Origin of the sequence: Thermopolyspora flexuosa (assembly GCF_006716785.1) — a bacterium.
In the GTDB taxonomy this organism is placed as follows: Bacteria; Actinomycetota; Actinomycetes; order Streptosporangiales; family Streptosporangiaceae; genus Thermopolyspora; species Thermopolyspora flexuosa.
Genome location: NZ_VFPQ01000001.1, coordinates 3,788,216 through 3,803,070 on the forward strand (window position 1 = coordinate 3,788,216; position 14,855 = coordinate 3,803,070).

Below are 14,855 nucleotides of genomic sequence, written 5' to 3' on the forward strand. Positions count from 1 at the left end.
CGGCCGTACCGGAGTGCACGGCTCCCGATGCCGCCCGACCCCATGGGCGGGCCGAGGTCGTGGCCGCGAACGCGCGCTCGCGCGGGGTTCAGGCCTGGGTCGACGCCAGCTCCACCACCGTCACATCCGACGGCGCGCCCACCCGGGTCGGCGGACCCCACGCGCCCGCGCCACGCGTCACGTATAGATAGGTGTCCCCGTACCGATCCAGCCCGGCCACCGTCGGATTCACCAGGCCCGCCAGATGGGTGACCGGCCACATCTGGCCGCCGTGGGTGTGCCCCGAAAGCTGCAGGTCGACCCCGTGCCGCACGGCCTCGTGGATCACGATCGGCTGGTGCGCCAGCAGTACCGTGGCCCGCGCCGGGTCCCGGTCGCCCAACGCGGCGGCGAAGTCGGGGCCGTCGCCGTAGCGCTCGCCGGTGACGTCGTTCACCCCCGCCAGGTCGAACGCGGCCAGCTCCACCCGCTCGTTGGCGAGCAACCGCAGCCCCAGCTCCTGCACGTGCCGGGTCCACTCCTCCACGCCGGAGAAGTACTCGTGGTTGCCGGTCACGAAGAAGGCGCCGTGGCGGGCGCGCAGACCGGCGAGGGGCTCGACCGCCGAGCGCAGGTCCTCCACCGTGCCGTCCACCAGGTCGCCGACCACGGCGATCAGGTGCGGCTGGGTGGCGTTCACCGTCGCCACGACCTTCTCGGCGAAGCCGCGGCCCAGCACCGCGCCCAGGTGGATGTCGCTGACCACCGCGATGCGGAACCCGTGCGCCGCGCGCGGCAGCTTGGCCAGCGGCACCGTCACGTGCTTGACGCCGGGGCCGCGCAGCACACCGTAGGTGCCGTAGCCGACCGTGCCCGCCGCCACCACGCCCGCGGCCCCGCCGACCAGCCGGGCCACGAACCTGCGCCGCGCCGGATCCTGCAGGTCGTCCTCGGCGCGGCCGTCCAGGGACTCCGCGGTGGGCGCCCCCTGCTCCGCGTCGTCCGATGCGGCGGCCGACGGCACCGCGACCGCCGCCGGGGCCGGGACGGGCACGGCCACCTGGCGGCGGGCGTGCCTGCGACGCAGCCACCGCAGCAGCACGGGCCGGACGATCTCGCCGGCGAGAAGGGCGATCGTCAGATACGCCGCCAGCGCGAGCCACAGGTACGCGGGCCAGGCCAGGATCTGGACCAGCTCGAACGGCAGGCCGTTGCGCCCGCCGATCAGGACGATGGCGAGAAGTGCCGGTCCGGCCAGGACCAGCGCGGTGCCCAGCCGCCGCCATGCCGTACCCCGGGCGGTCGTGTTCCGCACGAGGCGCCACCACAGGTACCCGTGCAGGGCGCACGTCGTCCCGAGAAGAAGCAGGATGAACACGTTTCTAAGTCTCAGCCTTCCTGTCGTCCTGCGCGCAGCCCTGCGCTCGCGCCCTGGCGCACCCCCGGCCGACGCGTCCGCGCCCGCCGGGCGCCGAAGGGCTCTGGCCGCCCGGCGGCCGATCCCGTACCTCGGCCTTCACGGCCGCGGCCGGACCAAGCCGGTCTCGGCCGACACCACGCCTGCCGACGCGGATCGAGCGCGCCGTACGCGCGACCGGAGAGCGCGTGGCGGCGGACGCACCGTGCGGGATGGAGGGCGGTGGGTCGTCCTGGCCGCCGGTAAATCGCGCGGTCGCCTTGTGCCGCACGCGGCGCCGGGCATGGGGATGGGCACGGCGGCCGACACGGCGCACGCCGCCCGTGGTGCGAGGCCGCGACGCTCGTGGCGTCACGGGCGCATGGCCGGGACGGAGGCGGCGGGGCGGAATTCGGTACCGCCCATCTGTGGCGACATGTGAGGATGATAGACAGTTATCCCCTTATCACCTGTTGCGTCACTGGAGCGGTGAGGCATGTTCTTCGGCATCACGGATCTGTGGACCTACGTCATCGGAGCGTTCCTCATCATCCTGATGCCCGGGCCCAACTCCCTGCTCGTGCTCGCGACCGCCGCCCGCGACGGGGTCCGCAAGGGGTACCGCGCCGCCGCCGGGGTCTTCGTCGGCGACACCGTGCTGATGGTGTTGTCCGCGGCGGGCGTGGCCTCACTGCTCAAGTCGCACCCGCTGCTCTTCGCGATCGTCAAGTACGCCGGTGCGGTCTACCTCGGCTGGATCGGCCTGCAGATGCTGCGCGCGGCGTGGCGGGCGTGGCGCGCGCCCAAGACCGAGGTCGCCGCCGGGCCCGCCGAGGAGCCGGGTCAGGCGATCGCCGCGGCCGATGGCCGGAACGGTGACCCGTTCCGCCGGGCGCTCCTGATCAGCCTGCTCAACCCCAAGGCGATCCTCTTCTTCGTCTCGTTCTTCATCCAGTTCGTCGACCCGTCGTACAGCTCGCCCGCGCTGTCCTTCCTCATCCTCGGCGCGATCCTGCAGTTCTTCAGCATCTCGTACCTGAGCGTGCTGATCTTCGGCGGCACCTTCCTCGCCACGCAGTTCCGGCGGCGCCGCAAGCTGTCGGCCGGCATGACCTCGACGGTGGGGGCGCTGTTCCTCGGATTCGGCGCGAAGCTGGCCACCGCCAGCCTCGCCTGACCGCCCCGGCCGCCCGGCCGTACCCCCGCGCCTCCTTCCCGTGCCGCGGTGGGCTCCTGCGTTTCCAGCGGAGCTTTACCGTTTCAGGCATCAATTGTGGCTAAAGCGTGATACTTGGGCTGCTGTTGCCGTAAGGTGTGCGATGCGCGTCGCCGGTGGGCGTCGCCGGTCGTCGTGACGACCCCGCCACCGGGTAGACGACGAAATCGTGACGCCCGAATCCCGTCTTCTCCGTGGAGCAGCAGCATGACGCACCCGTCGTCCGTGGTTCTCCCCCGGATGACCGCGCTGATCAGGCAGGCCATTCCCCGGCTGCTGGAGGGTGTGGTGGCGCCGCTGGTGGTCTTCTACGCGGCGCTCGCCGCGCTGGGGCTGACCGGCGCGCTGATCGCCGCCGTGGCCTGGGTGTACGCGGGTGTCGGCTGGCGGCTGATCCGGCGCCGGCCGGTGCCCGGCACGATGCTGCTCGCCGCGATCGCGATCACGGCGCGGGCCGCGCTCGGCTGGTGGACCGGCAGCGCCGTGGTCTACTTCATCCAGCCGGAGCTCGGCACGATCTGCATCGCGTTCGCCTTCCTCGCCTCGGTACGGCTGCGCCGTCCGCTGGTCGAGCGGCTCACCTGCGACTACATCCACCTGCCCGCGTTCGTGCTGCGGCACGAACGGGTGCGGCGGTTCTTCGCGCGGATCACCCTGCTCTGGGCGTTCGTGCTGCTCACCAACTCGGTGATGAGCATCTGGCTGCTGCTCAACCAGTCGATCGGCACCTACCTGATCGTGCGCACCGCCGCCATCGCCGTGATCAGCGGCACGGCCGCGGCGTTCTCGGTGCTCGCCTTCCTCCGGCTGTTGCGCCGCCTGCACCTGGAGGCGCCGAAGGCCCTCGCCGCCGCGGCGTAGGGGTACCGGTCACGCGCGACGGCCGCATCAGGGAAGATTTCAGGGTGCACGGATGGCGAACTCGGGGGGATCCCGCATAGGCATGGCGGCCCTGTGGCGGCACGCTGGTGCATGCCGCCGGGACGCCGCCTCCCGGTTCGAGATCGACGAAACAGACCCAACCGCCGACAAGACCGGAGTGCGACCCCCGTGTCCCAAGCCATCCTTGACTTCCTCCACCAGGCGATCGCGTCCCCCTGGCTGTACGTGGCGATCTTCGCGATCGCGGTGGTGGACGCCTTCTTCCCGGCCGTGCCGAGCGAGACCGCGGTGATCACCGCGGGGGTGTTCGCCGCGTCGACGGGAACCCCCGAGGTCCCGCTGGTCATCGCCGTCGCGGCGGTCGGCGCCTTCCTCGGAGACCACATCTCGTACCTGCTCGGCAGGTCCTCGATCGGGCGGCTGCGCCGGCGCGGGCGGGCGCAGGCGGTGTTCGACTGGGCCGACCGGGCGCTCCGGGAACGCGGCGGCCTCGTGCTGGTGATCGCCCGCTACATCCCGGGCGGGCGCACCGCGACCACGATCACCGCGGGCGCGGTGAGCTACTCGCGCCGCCGGTTCGCGTTCTTCGACGCGATCGCCGCGATCTCCTGGGGCTGCTACGCGGTGGCGATCGGCTACGTGGGCGGCGCGGCGTTCGAGAACGACCCGATCAGGGGCCTGCTGCTCGGCTTCGCCATCGCGATCGGGGTGACGATCGTCGTCGAGGTGGTCCGGTACGTCCGGCGCCGGAGGACCCGGCGCGCGGCGGCGGCGGCGCGGAACGCGGACGAGATGGAGGAACCCGCCAAACTCGCCACCGGCGTGTCAGCCGAGTAGTGCACGCGCCGACATTCCTCCAAAATGTGGGCGTATCTCTACAAACGGGGTGAAAATTTCATGGGATGCGCTCTCGTAACCGGCGCCTCGCGGGGGCTCGGGGCGGCCATCGCCGAACGGCTGGCGGCGGACGGCTGGCCGGTCGTGGTGAACTACGCCCATGACACCGCCGGGGCCACGGCCGTGGTCGACCGGATCACCGCGCAGGGGAACACCGCGCGGGCCGCGCGCTTCGACGTGACCGACGAGGGGTCCGTCCGCCAGGGGATCGACGAGATCCTGCGGACCTGGGGGCCGATCAGCGTGGTGGTGAACAACGCCACCGGCCCGCAGCCGGAGATCCCGCTCGAGAAGCAGACCTGGCAGGACCACCTCGACCAGCTCCGCTTCTTCGTCAAGGCCCCGCTGCTGATCCTGCAGGCCGTGCTGCCCGGCATGCGCGCGGCCGGCTCCGGGGCGATCATCAACATCGGCAGCGAGGTCACCGACCTGGGCAACGCCGAGTTCGGCCACTACGTCGCCGCGAAGGCCGCGATGCACGGCCTCACCCGCTCGTGGGCGCGGGAGCTCGGCCCGCTCGGCATCACCGTCAACACCGTCGAGCCCGGCTGGATCCCCGTGGAGCGCCACGCCGGCCTCGACACCTCCGAGTACCAGGCCGGTGTGCTCCTCGGGCGCATGGGCAGACCCGCCGACGTCGCCGAGGCCGTCGCGTTCCTCGCCTCCCCCGGCGCCCGGTTCATCACCGGCCAGCGCCTCGCCGTCAACGGCGGCAAGACCATGAGCTGACCTCCGGGCCACCGCGCCCGCCGATCCGGCCCTGCCGTCGGGCACGTGGCCGCCACCCCCTCCGCGCCCGATTCGGCGCGATCACCACCGGCGCGGCGGGTCGGGTCACGGCCGGTTCGCGGGTCACCGTCGCCCGACGTCACGGGCGAGCCGGGGCGGGCGGGGCGGAGCGTGGCGAGGCCCTCCCGCCCATCCGGCAGGCGGTCGGATGGGCGGGCGACGAGGTCCTCGCGTCTTCCGCGGCGCGACGGCACCGTGCCGTGGACTCCGGTGTCCGGATCGGCGCCGGTCCACGGCCGGGCGCCGCCGTGGGCACGCCGGGCCACGGCTCAGCAGGTCAGGCGGCCACGGCGCGCCGTACCAGCGCGGTGATCTGCTCCTCCACCTCGGGGGTCACCTTGGTCAGCGCGAACGCGGTCGGCCACATCGTGCCCTCGTCCAGCTTCGCGACGTCGTTGAAGCCGAGGGTCGCGTACCGCGTCTTGAACTTCGCCGCGGGCTGGAAGAAGCAGAGGACCTTGCCGTCGAGCGCGTAGGCGGGCATGCCGTACCAGAGCCGCGGCGCGAGCTCCGGGGAAGTGGACTTGACGATGGCGTGGATGCGCTCGGCCATCTCCCGGTCCGCGTCCTCGAAGGTGGCGATCTTCTCGACCACCTCGCGCTCGGCCTGCGCCGCCTTCTCCGCGCGGGAGCCGGTACGGCGGGCCGCCCGCTTCTGCTCCTCGGCGTGCTCCTTCATCGCGGCCCGCTCCTCGGCGGTGAACCCCTCGTACCCGCTGTTCTTGGCCATGGTCCTTGCTCCCATCCTGTGATCGGTCATCGGTTCGCGCCGTTGCCGGGCCCGGTCGGTCCTCTGCCCGGACGCGCGTGGCGGCAACGGCCCATGCGGTCCCGCTCCCCACGGGAGGGGTCGGTCCCATGTCGTTCCGGCCTGGGCAAACGACCTCGGTCGCACCCTGCGTCGCGTGCGCGGGCCAGGGGGCGCCCTGCCCCGGGGAGCCGGTCCTGCGCCCCCGCGGCCGCACCGGCGCGCGGCGCACGTCTCCCCCGGGCCCCCGCTGCCGGCGCGGTCACCGGGTAGAGAGACCCCATGACGGCTGACCGACTCGCCGAATACCGGGACAGACGCGACCGCGAGCGCACGCCCGAGCCCGTGCCCGCCACGGGCCCGCTCCCCACCGGCGGGGACGACACGTTCGTCATCCAGGAGCACCACGCCCGCCGGCTGCACTGGGATCTGCGCCTGGAGCGGGACGGCGTGCTCGTGTCGTGGGCGGTGCCCAAAGGGCTGCCGCGCACCCCGGCGGACAACCGCCTCGCGGTGCACACCGAGGACCATCCGCTGGAGTACGCGGCGTTCGCGGGGGAGATCCCCCGCGGGGAGTACGGCGCCGGCCGGGTGCTGATCTGGGATCGCGGCAGGTACGAGACGGAGAAGTGGACCGACCGCGAGGTGAAGGTCGTGCTCCACGGCTCGCGGGTGTCCGGACGGTACGTGCTGTTCCGGACCCGCGGGCGCAACTGGCTGATCCACCGCATGGACCCGCCGGCCGATCCCGCCGAGGAGCCGCTCCCCCGCGCCGTCGCGCCCATGCGGGCGGTACGGCGCTCGCGTCCGCCGGACGATCCGGAGCGCCACGCGTTCGAGTTCGCCTGGGGCGGGCGGCGCGTGCTCGCCTACGTGGAGGGCGGCCAGGTGCGGCTCACCGACGCCGACGGCGCGGACGTGACCCGGGAGTATCCCGGGCTCCGCGGGCTCGGCGAGCAGCTCGGCGCGCGGCCCGCGGTGCTCGACGGGGAGGTCACGGACCAGATGGGCGCCGCCACCTACGTGATCTTCGATCTGCTGTACCTCGACGGGCACGCGCTGTTCGGCGAGCCGTACCGCCGGCGCCGGGAGCTGCTCGACGGGCTCGGCCTGGTCGGCCCGCACTGGCAGACCGCCCCGAGTTTCACCGGCGCGGACGCGGCCGTGCGGCAGGTGGCGCGCGAGCGCGGCCTGCCCGGGGTCGTCGCCAAACGCCTCGACTCCCGCTACGAACCGGGCACCGACTCGGAGGCGTGGCTGCTGGTGCCCGGCTGACCGCCGGATCGCCGCCATCAGGGCGCCTCCTCCAGGTGCACGCGATGGCGCAGGGCGTCGGGGCGGCAGAAGCGGGCCATCGCCTCCGCCTCGGCGAGCAGCGCGTCGCGGGCCGCCCGCGGCACGGGCTCGAGCGGGGTGAGCGTGACGACCGCCTCCTCGCGGCGGGTGGCGTCGACCGACCAGATGCCCGCGACCATGCCGTCCACCAGGAAGGACGCCCTCACCTGGCCGTTGCGCTTGCAGAACACCTCGTCCCGGTGCCGGTCCGGCAGGATGCGGTCGCGGTGCGCGGGCCGGTAGGCGAGCAGCACGCTGTCGAACCAGGCCAGCAGGCGCACCGGGGCCTCGACGTCGGGGCCGGGCCGCGGGGCGTCGGGCAGGTCGTACAGCATGCGGCCCGCCTCGTCGGCGAACACGACCAGGTCGTCCATGGCGCGCAGGGCGGCACGCACCGGGGTGAGGTTCCAGCCGATCCAGTTCGCGACGTCCTCGGCCGCGGCGGGACCGAAGGCGGCGAGGTGGCGGCGGATCACGGTGCGCAGCGCCTCGTCCGGCTCCGGCCCCTCGGTGACCGGCGCGGCCTGCAGCGCGGTCGGGGTGCGGCCGTCCCAGCGGCCGTCCCGTGGCACCCGCACCAGCCACACCTTGCCGCAGAACGGCCGCCAGCCCCGCTCGCGCTGGTACCTCAGCTCGGCGTCCCGGAACACGCCCGGGTTGCGTGCCACCCAGGATTCGATGAACGCGCACACCTCCGCCACGGTGCGCGGCCGGGCGGTGTGGGCGAGCAGCTCCGCCCGCAGCTCGGCCACGGGCGCGGCCGGTGGCGGATCGGTGCGGTTGCGCCACTGGGAGACCGCCGAGGCGCCGGTGACCACCGCGTACGCGGGGTGGTCCGCGGCGGGGACGGTGTGGATGGTGCCGCGCAGCAGCGTGCCGGTCAGCAGCGCGCCGGAGGCGTGGGCGGCGAACGGGGCGCCGGGCGGGCACGGGGTGGTGCGGCTCCACAGCGCCGGGCCGAGCGACGGCCAGTACTGCATCTGCAGCGCGCCGACCCGCCCGACCGCCGCGGCCGGTGCGAGGGGCAACCGGTCGAGCAGGCCCTGGCGTGCCAGCAGGGCCCGGTTGAGCTCGCGGCGGGTGAGGGTCCGTGCGGCGGTCTTCGGCTCGTCCACGTGAGCGAGAGTAGGCCGCGGGTCCGACAATTCCCGGCGCGCCGGACGGACCGCCGCGAAGGACCACGGGACCGGCCGCGCCGCCCCAAGGCGGCGCCCGGCGGCGAGATCCCGCACCGCCGCGCGTGTGCCGGCCGGGCGGTGAACCGCCGCGGCCCGGTCCGCCCCGAATTCCACGGCGCGCGGGCCGTGCCGACCGCCCGAGGCGAAAATACCACCGGGTGGTATCGGCCGCCTTCCGGGTAATGCCGGTGCTTTCCCACGGCCGCATATCGCTCGTGTGACCTTCGTCTCACCAATCTTTTCTCATCCGGCCGTTCGCGTCAGGATATGGTCACCGGCCGAAGCCCACGGAACCCGCCGAAATCGGTCGGTGCGCTCTCCCCTTTTCCTCACCCGCGTCACGCGGTCATCCGGCCTGTCCAGGTGCGGCGGCCAGATATTCACAAGTGAATCCATGAAAAAAGCCGGACGGACCGGAGTCCGGCGCGGAGGTACCGATGAGCGTCACCGATGAACTCGTCGCGAACGCCGAGAAGTACGGCCCCCAATTGAGCGGGCTCCGCCCTCCGGCACGGCCCGCCAAGCAGGTGGCGGTGATCTGCTGCATGGACGCCCGGATCAACGTGTACAAGCTGCTCGGACTCGCCGAGGGGGACGCCCACGTCATCTGCAACGCGGGCGGCGTGGTGACCGCGGACGAGCGGCGCAGCCTGGCGATCAGTCAGCGAATGCTCGGCACCCGGGAGATCATTCTCATTCACCACACCGACTGCGGAATGCAGAAGTTCACCGACGACTCGTTCAAGCGGCAGATCGAGGAGGAGGTCGGCGTCAAACCCGACTGGGCGGTCGAGTCCTTCACCGACCTCGAGGCCGACGTCATCCAGTCGATCAACCGCATCAAGGCCGATCCGTGCATTCCGTACAAGGACTCGATCCGCGGATTCGTATACGAGGTGGAAACCGGAAGGCTGCGGGAGGTCCGCCCCTGAGCCCGGGCGCCGCCGCAGGCGTCCCGCGCCTTTTCCGGTAAATAACCGCGGACACCGGTCACGGCCGGTTCCGGCCGTCACACGCGGCCCGTGAATTTCCGCGACAGCACTGGAAAAAGGGTCCGCTCACGAAATCGCCGCACGGTCGCGGATCACGGCGACCGTGCGGCGTCGTGCACCGGACGCCCCCGCGGCGGGCGGTCAGGCGTTGATCGCGCCCGTGGTGTCCCGCAGCGGCACGGGGGCGCGGCCGGAGAGCACGGAGAGGATCTCGGCGCAGACGGCGAGGGCGGTCTCCTCCGGGCTGCGGGCGCCGAGGTCGAGCCCGACCGGCCCGCGGATCGAGGCGATCTTCTCGTCGGACACGCCCTCGGCGCGCAGCCGCTCGGCCCGGGACTCCTGGGTGTGCCGGGCGCCGAGCGCGCCCACGTACGGGATCCCGGCCTCGAGGGCCGCGGTGAGCGCCGGGGTGTCGATCGCCGGGTCGTGGCTGAGCACGACGAGGCAGGTGTTGGCGGCGTAGCGGGCGACCGCCTCGGCCGCGGTCGGCACCGACTCGCCCTCCCAGCGCAGCAGCCGCGCCTGCCGCACCAGCGCGGCGCCGAGCTCGCCGCCGCCGACCACGAGCAGGTGCGGCGGCGCCGCCGCGGTCTCCACCAGGTAGTCCGCGCCCGCGGCCGTGACGATCTCCCGGGTGCCGCGGTTCTTCGCCAGCCGCCTGCGGGCGACGTCGAGCACCTCGCCGGGCACCTCGCCGCCGTCCGGGCCCGGGTGGACCGCGCCGTCCGGGGTCACCGCCGTGCTCGGGCCGGGGGCGTCGCCGAGCGGCGTGACCAGCGCCGCACCCTGGGGGCGTTCGATCGCCTCCCACCAGGCGGGCGGCAGGTCCACGACGGGCTGGAACAGCAGCCGGGCCCGCCCGCCGCAGGCGAGACCCGCGCTCACCGCGGCGTCCTCGGACAGCTCGACGTCGAGCAGCCGGGCCCGGCCGTCGTCGATCACCTCGCGGGCGGTGGCGGAGACCGCCGCGTCGGCGGCCCCGCCGTACAGGTCGCCGGCCCGCTCGCCCTTGGCGCTGATCGCGAGGGCGGCGTCGGCCCGGCGGGCGCCCAGGCCGCTCTCGGCGACCGGACGCACCACCGCGCCGGCCACCTGTTCCTCCCGCCACCGTCGCACCGTGCGAACAATGTCACGCATTGGCCCATTATCCGCCGCGGTGCGCAGGGTCCCACAGGGTCCCGCGGAGCGTGCTACAGGAGGGATTTCAGCAGCGCACGGGTACGTGCCGCCTCCTCGCCGCGGGCGAACACCGAGGCGGCGAAGTCGGTGACGCCGGCCGCGGCGAGGTTCTCGAGCGCGGCGGAGACCGCCTTCTCGTCCCCGACGATGGCGACGTCGCCCGGGCCCCTGGCGCCCTCGCGGTCGAGCATCGCGCGGTAGGAGGGCAGCTCGCCGTACCCCGCGAAGACCCGGTCGGCGCGGGCCCGGACCGTCTCGGGGTCGTCGGTGACGCAGATCGGCAGCCCGCACACCACCCGGGGCGCGGGACGGCCGGCCGCCTCCGCCGCCGCGGTGATCGTGGGCACGATGTGCTCGGCGACGGTCCTCGGGCCGGTCATCCACAGCACGGTGCCGTCGGCCCGCTCCCCCGCCATGCGCAGCATGCGCGGGGCCATCGCGGCGAGCAGCACCGAGGCACCGGTGCCCGGGGCCTCCAGGGCGATGTGGGCGGTGACGGTCTCGCCGTCGAAGTCGGCCCGCTCGCCGCGCATGAGCGGCAGCAGGACCGACAGGTACTCGTCCATGTGCCGGGCCGGGCGGTCGAAGCGGTAGCCGTACATGTCCTCGGTGGTGACCTTGTGGGACACCCCGATGCCGAGGGTGAGCCGCCCGCCGAGCGCGGCGTTCGCGGTGAGCGCCTGCTGGGCGAGCGCCGCCGGATGCCGCGGGTAGATCGGCACCACCGCGGTGCAGAACTCGATCCGCGGCACGCCCCGGCCCGCGACGGCGAGCGCGGTCAGCGCGTCAAGGCCGAAGATGTGCGACAGCCAGACCGTGGCGAACCCGTCCCGTTCCGCCTGCACGATCTCCGTGTGCAGGCGGTCGATCGCGTCCGGCCCGGACGGCGCGGTGACGTAGAGTCCGATGCGCATACCGTGTGCTCCTTCCCGTCGGGTCACGAGTCGAATCCGAGTCCCAGCCGGTCGAGCAGCCGCAGCCACAGGTTGCGCCGGCCGCCCCGGGCGTCGGCGCGGGCGAGCGACCAGCGGGTGAGCTGCACCACCGCCGACCGGAGCGGCTCGGGCGGGAACGGCAGTGGCTTCTCCCGGACCATGCGCAGCCGGGTGCGCTCGGTGTCCTGTCCGGTGAGCAGGTCGAGGATCACGTTCGCGCCGAACCGGGCGGCGCCCACACCGAGGCCGGTGTACCCGGCCGCGTAGGCGAGGCGGGACCGGTACGCGGTGCCGTAGAACGCGCTGAACCGCGCGCAGGTGTCGATCACGCCGCCCCACCGGTGGGTGAACCGTACCCCCTCCAGCTGCGGGAACGTGGCGAAGAAGTGTACGGCGAGCCGTTCGAAGGTGGCGTCGCGCTGTTCGTACCAGGGCCGGATGAGCCCGCCGGCGTGGTAGACGGCGTCGAACCCGCCCCACAGGATGCGGTTGTCGCGGGTGAGCCGGTAGTAGTGGAAGCGGTTGCCGGCGTCGCTCACGCCCTGCCGGTTGCGCCAGCCGATCTCGGCGAGCCGGCCGGGCGGCAGCGGCTCGGTGACCAGGGCGTAGTCGTACACCGGGATCAGGTAGGCGCGCAGCCGCCGCAGCAGCGGGGGGAACACGCCGGTGGCGAGCGCGACCCGGTGCGCGTCCACCCGCCCGGCGGGGGTGTACAGCCGCAGCACCCTGCCCGCATCGCACAGGCGGCGCACCGGGGTGTGCTCGTGGACGCGCACGCCGAGCGAGAGGCAGGCGGCGCGCAGGCCCCAGGCGAGGCGGGCGGGGTCGAGCAGCGCGCAGCCGGTGCGGTTCCACAGGCCGCCGAGGTAGGTGGGCGAGTCGAGCTCGGCGCGGATCCGGTCGCGGCCGAGCCGTTCGACGTCGAGCCCGAGCTCGCGGGCGGCGGCGTACTGCCTGCGCAGCACCGCCAGCTGCCAGGGCGCGACCGCGACGTGCAGCTCGCCGGTGCGTTCGAAGTCGCAGCCGATGCCGTGGCGGTCGATGGTGGCGGCGATGTCGTCGAGGTTGCCCCGGCCGAGCCGTTCCAGCACGGGCAGCTCGTCCGGCCAGCGCAGCAGGCCGTTGCCGAGGCCGTGGGTGAGGCTCGCCGAGCAGAAGCCGCCGTTGCGGCCGGAGGCGGCCCAGCCGATGACGTCGCCCTCGAGCAGGACCACGTCGAGCGACGGGTCGCGCTCCTTGGCGAGCAGCGCCGTCCAGAGTCCGGTGTAACCGCCGCCGACGACGGCGAGGTCGGCGGTGGTGCGTCCGATCAGCGGTGGTACGGGTTCAGGTCGATCGGGTTTGTCGAGCCAGTACGGCCGGCGCTCGGCGTCGGCGAGGGCCTTGCTGGGATCCACGAGGTATCACGACCCAATGGGTGCGCGGACGGGGCCGCCGTCCGCGGCCGATGCTCAGCTCTTTCAATGGCCTGAATGGTGGTTGCGGTGTGACGGACAGGGCCGCCGCCGGTGGCGGTTCGGTCACCGGAGACGGGCGGCGGCGGGAACGCCGGACGGATCGGGCGAGGAGGCAGGGACGTGCCGGGCGGTGACCGCGCGGGGCGCGGTCAAGTGCCGCCGCGCCGGCCGCCGAACGCGTTCAGCACGGCGATCAGCACGCCGACCGCGAAGATGAGCGTGCCCATGACGTTGACCTGGGGCGGGATGCCCACGCGGGTGGCGCCGTAGATCCACAGCGGGAACGTCACGGTGCCGCCGGAGACGAAGTTCGTGATCACGAAGTCGTCGATGGAGAGCGCGAACGCGAGCAGCGAGCCGGCGAGCACGCCGGGAAAGATCATCGGGAACGTGACCAGGCGGAAGGTCTCCCAGCTGCTCGCCCCGAGGTCGCGGGCGGCCTCCTCGATCGAGCGGTCCACCACCATCACCCGGGCCCGCACGGTGACGGCGACGAACGAGACCGAGAACATCACGTGCGAGATGACGATCGTCCAGAAGCCGAGCGGTACGGCGAGCGTGACGAACATCGACAGCAGCGACGCGCCCATGATGATCTCGGCGCAGGAGATCGCGGCGAACATCACGAGCTTCATCAGCCCGGAGCCGCGGAACCGGTAGCGGCCGAGCGCGAGCCCGATCAGCGTGCCGAGCACCCCGGCGATCAGCATGGTGAGCAGGGCGATGAGCAGCGAGTTGACCAGCGCGACGGTGAGGTCGTCGATGGCGAACAGCTCGCCGTACCAGCGCAGGGTGAAGCCCTGCCAGGTCTGGTTGTAGCGGCCCCGGGTGTCGTTGAACCCGAACAGGATCATCACCGCGATCGGCAGGAACAGCCACGCGATGACCAGCCAGGTCCAGATGTGCAGGAGCCGCCCGCGGAAGAACGCACCCCGGCGCCCCGGGCGCCGCCGCCGGGTCGCGTTCTTCCGCGGCCCGGCGGCGGCGCGTTCGAGCGTGTTCATCGGGCCGTCACCTCCAGGACCTCCTCGCTACCCAATGCCCGGGCGTACGCGAAGATACCGATCAGCAGCACCGCCATCAGGGTGAACGACAGCGCCGCGGCGACCGGATAGTCCTGGGTGACCAGGTACTGGTTCTGGATGACGTTGCCGATCATGGTGTTGGTGGCGCCACCGAGGATCGAGGCGTTGACGTAGTCCGAGCACGCGGGCACGAACGTCATCAGCACCCCGGCGAACACCCCCGGCAGCGACAGCGGCAGCACCACGCGCAGGAACGTCTGCACCCGGTTGGCGTAGAGGTCGGCGGCGGCCTCCAGGATCCGCGGGTCGATGCGCTCCAGCGCCACGTAGATCGGCAGCACCATGAACGGCAGGAAGTTGTAGGCGAGGCCGAGGACCACGGCGGTCCCGGTGGCGAGGATGTGGAAGTCCTCGGGCAGCAGGCCGATCCTCTTCAGCGGCCCCAGCAGCACCCCGTCGTCGGCGAGGAAGAACTGCCAGGAGATCGTGCGCAGCACGAACGAGACGAGGAACGGCATCAGCAGCAACAGCAGGTACATGTTCTTGCGTCTGCCGCCCCGGAAGGCGATCCAGTACGCCACCGGGAACCCGACCACGATCGTGATGACCGTGGCGGCGAGGCCGTACCCGATCGACCGGATCATCTGGTCGTGGTGGTTCGCGATGCCGTCGAGGTAGTTCCGCCAGTTCCAGGTGAACGCGAAGCCGTCGACGATGTTGCCGCTCTGCAGCGACAACGAGAGCATCACGATCATCGGGACGACGAAGAAGATCGCCAGCCACAGACCGCCGGGGAGGATGAGCAGGTACGGCGTGAGCGCCGCACGCAGCCTGCTGCCCTTCATGC

Annotated in this window: 14 protein-coding genes; 6 read left to right on the forward strand and 8 right to left on the reverse strand. The window is 72.9% G+C overall.

Annotated elements, in window-relative coordinates; genetic code table 11:
- Window positions 1–88: 88 nt before the first annotated feature.
- On the reverse strand, window positions 89–1,357 hold the full coding sequence (locus FHX40_RS16025; protein ID WP_229788938.1) for a metallophosphoesterase: 1,269 nt from the start codon (window positions 1,355–1,357) through the stop codon (window positions 89–91).
- 514 nt (window positions 1,358–1,871) lie between these two features.
- On the opposite strand from FHX40_RS16025, the gene leuE reads away from it, so the two are divergent.
- From leuE to FHX40_RS16045, 4 genes are all read left to right on the forward strand, one after another.
- Window positions 1,872–2,552 (forward strand): leucine efflux protein LeuE, encoded by a 681-nt coding sequence (leuE, locus tag FHX40_RS16030; RefSeq protein ID WP_142260375.1) that lies wholly within the window; start codon window positions 1,872–1,874, stop codon window positions 2,550–2,552.
- A gap of 246 nt (window positions 2,553–2,798) precedes the next feature.
- Window positions 2,799–3,452: a VC0807 family protein gene (locus FHX40_RS16035; protein ID WP_142260376.1), complete on the forward strand. Its 654-nt coding sequence runs from the start codon at window positions 2,799–2,801 to the stop codon at window positions 3,450–3,452.
- Window positions 3,453–3,641: 189 nt separating this feature from the next.
- Entirely contained in the window at window positions 3,642–4,310 is a 669-nt protein-coding gene (locus FHX40_RS16040) for a DedA family protein (RefSeq protein WP_142260377.1), read from the forward strand.
- 60 nt (window positions 4,311–4,370) lie between these two features.
- Window positions 4,371–5,099, forward strand: a complete 729-nt coding sequence (locus FHX40_RS16045; protein ID WP_142260378.1) for an SDR family oxidoreductase — start codon at window positions 4,371–4,373, stop codon at window positions 5,097–5,099.
- 337 nt (window positions 5,100–5,436) lie between these two features.
- Here FHX40_RS16045 and FHX40_RS16050 read toward each other — a convergent pair whose 3' ends face one another.
- On the reverse strand, window positions 5,437–5,889 hold the full coding sequence (locus tag FHX40_RS16050) for an iron chaperone (RefSeq protein WP_211350290.1): 453 nt from the start codon (window positions 5,887–5,889) through the stop codon (window positions 5,437–5,439).
- 300 nt (window positions 5,890–6,189) lie between these two features.
- Between FHX40_RS16050 and FHX40_RS16055 the strand changes: the two genes are divergently transcribed.
- A complete protein-coding gene (locus tag FHX40_RS16055) occupies window positions 6,190–7,182 on the forward strand; it encodes a DNA polymerase ligase N-terminal domain-containing protein (protein ID WP_142260380.1) in 993 nt (330 codons plus the stop codon).
- Window positions 7,183–7,199: 17 nt separating this feature from the next.
- Here the strand turns inward: FHX40_RS16055 and FHX40_RS16060 are convergent, their stop codons facing one another.
- The gene (locus FHX40_RS16060; RefSeq protein ID WP_142260381.1) at window positions 7,200–8,357 is read right to left on the reverse strand and encodes a winged helix DNA-binding domain-containing protein; all 1,158 of its coding nucleotides are present in this window, start codon (window positions 8,355–8,357) and stop codon (window positions 7,200–7,202) included.
- Between the two features lie 500 nt (window positions 8,358–8,857).
- Between FHX40_RS16060 and FHX40_RS16065 the strand changes: the two genes are divergently transcribed.
- Window positions 8,858–9,352 (forward strand): beta-class carbonic anhydrase, encoded by a 495-nt coding sequence (locus tag FHX40_RS16065; RefSeq protein ID WP_142260382.1) that lies wholly within the window; start codon window positions 8,858–8,860, stop codon window positions 9,350–9,352.
- Between the two features lie 201 nt (window positions 9,353–9,553).
- Here FHX40_RS16065 and FHX40_RS16070 read toward each other — a convergent pair whose 3' ends face one another.
- From FHX40_RS16070 to FHX40_RS16090, 5 genes are all read right to left on the reverse strand, one after another.
- Window positions 9,554–10,549, reverse strand: coding sequence for an XdhC family protein (locus FHX40_RS16070; protein ID WP_142260383.1), 996 nt, complete (start codon window positions 10,547–10,549; stop codon window positions 9,554–9,556).
- A 53-nt stretch (window positions 10,550–10,602) separates the two neighbouring features.
- Window positions 10,603–11,505, reverse strand: a complete 903-nt coding sequence (locus FHX40_RS16075) for a TIGR03564 family F420-dependent LLM class oxidoreductase (RefSeq protein WP_142260384.1) — start codon at window positions 11,503–11,505, stop codon at window positions 10,603–10,605.
- A 23-nt stretch (window positions 11,506–11,528) separates the two neighbouring features.
- Entirely contained in the window at window positions 11,529–12,923 is a 1,395-nt protein-coding gene (locus FHX40_RS16080; RefSeq protein WP_142260385.1) for an NAD(P)/FAD-dependent oxidoreductase, read from the reverse strand.
- 209 nt (window positions 12,924–13,132) lie between these two features.
- A complete protein-coding gene (locus FHX40_RS16085; RefSeq protein ID WP_142260386.1) occupies window positions 13,133–13,987 on the reverse strand; it encodes an ABC transporter permease in 855 nt (284 codons plus the stop codon).
- Window positions 13,984–14,853: an ABC transporter permease gene (locus FHX40_RS16090; RefSeq protein ID WP_142260387.1), complete on the reverse strand. Its 870-nt coding sequence runs from the start codon at window positions 14,851–14,853 to the stop codon at window positions 13,984–13,986. Before FHX40_RS16090 ends, FHX40_RS16085 begins: the two co-directional genes overlap by 4 nt.
- Between the last annotated feature and the right edge of the window lie 2 nt (window positions 14,854–14,855).

Excerpts from the sequence above, each read along its gene's own strand:
- FHX40_RS16075 (WP_142260384.1), bottom strand. The coding sequence starts at position 11,505 with ATGCGCATCGGACTCTACGTCACCGCGCCGTCCGGGCCGGACGCGATC.
- FHX40_RS16070 (WP_142260383.1), bottom strand. The coding sequence starts at position 10,549 with ATGCGTGACATTGTTCGCACGGTGCGACGGTGGCGGGAGGAACAGGTG.
- FHX40_RS16055 (WP_142260380.1), top strand. The coding sequence starts at position 6,190 with ATGACGGCTGACCGACTCGCCGAATACCGGGACAGACGCGACCGCGAG.
- FHX40_RS16045 (WP_142260378.1), top strand. The coding sequence starts at position 4,371 with ATGGGATGCGCTCTCGTAACCGGCGCCTCGCGGGGGCTCGGGGCGGCC.
- FHX40_RS16085 (WP_142260386.1), bottom strand. The coding sequence starts at position 13,987 with ATGAACACGCTCGAACGCGCCGCCGCCGGGCCGCGGAAGAACGCGACC.
- FHX40_RS16090 (WP_142260387.1), bottom strand. The coding sequence starts at position 14,853 with ATGAAGGGCAGCAGGCTGCGTGCGGCGCTCACGCCGTACCTGCTCATC.
- FHX40_RS16035 (WP_142260376.1), top strand. The coding sequence starts at position 2,799 with ATGACGCACCCGTCGTCCGTGGTTCTCCCCCGGATGACCGCGCTGATC.
- FHX40_RS16050 (WP_211350290.1), bottom strand. The coding sequence starts at position 5,889 with ATGGCCAAGAACAGCGGGTACGAGGGGTTCACCGCCGAGGAGCGGGCC.
- FHX40_RS16065 (WP_142260382.1), top strand. The coding sequence starts at position 8,858 with ATGAGCGTCACCGATGAACTCGTCGCGAACGCCGAGAAGTACGGCCCC.
- leuE (WP_142260375.1), top strand. The coding sequence starts at position 1,872 with ATGTTCTTCGGCATCACGGATCTGTGGACCTACGTCATCGGAGCGTTC.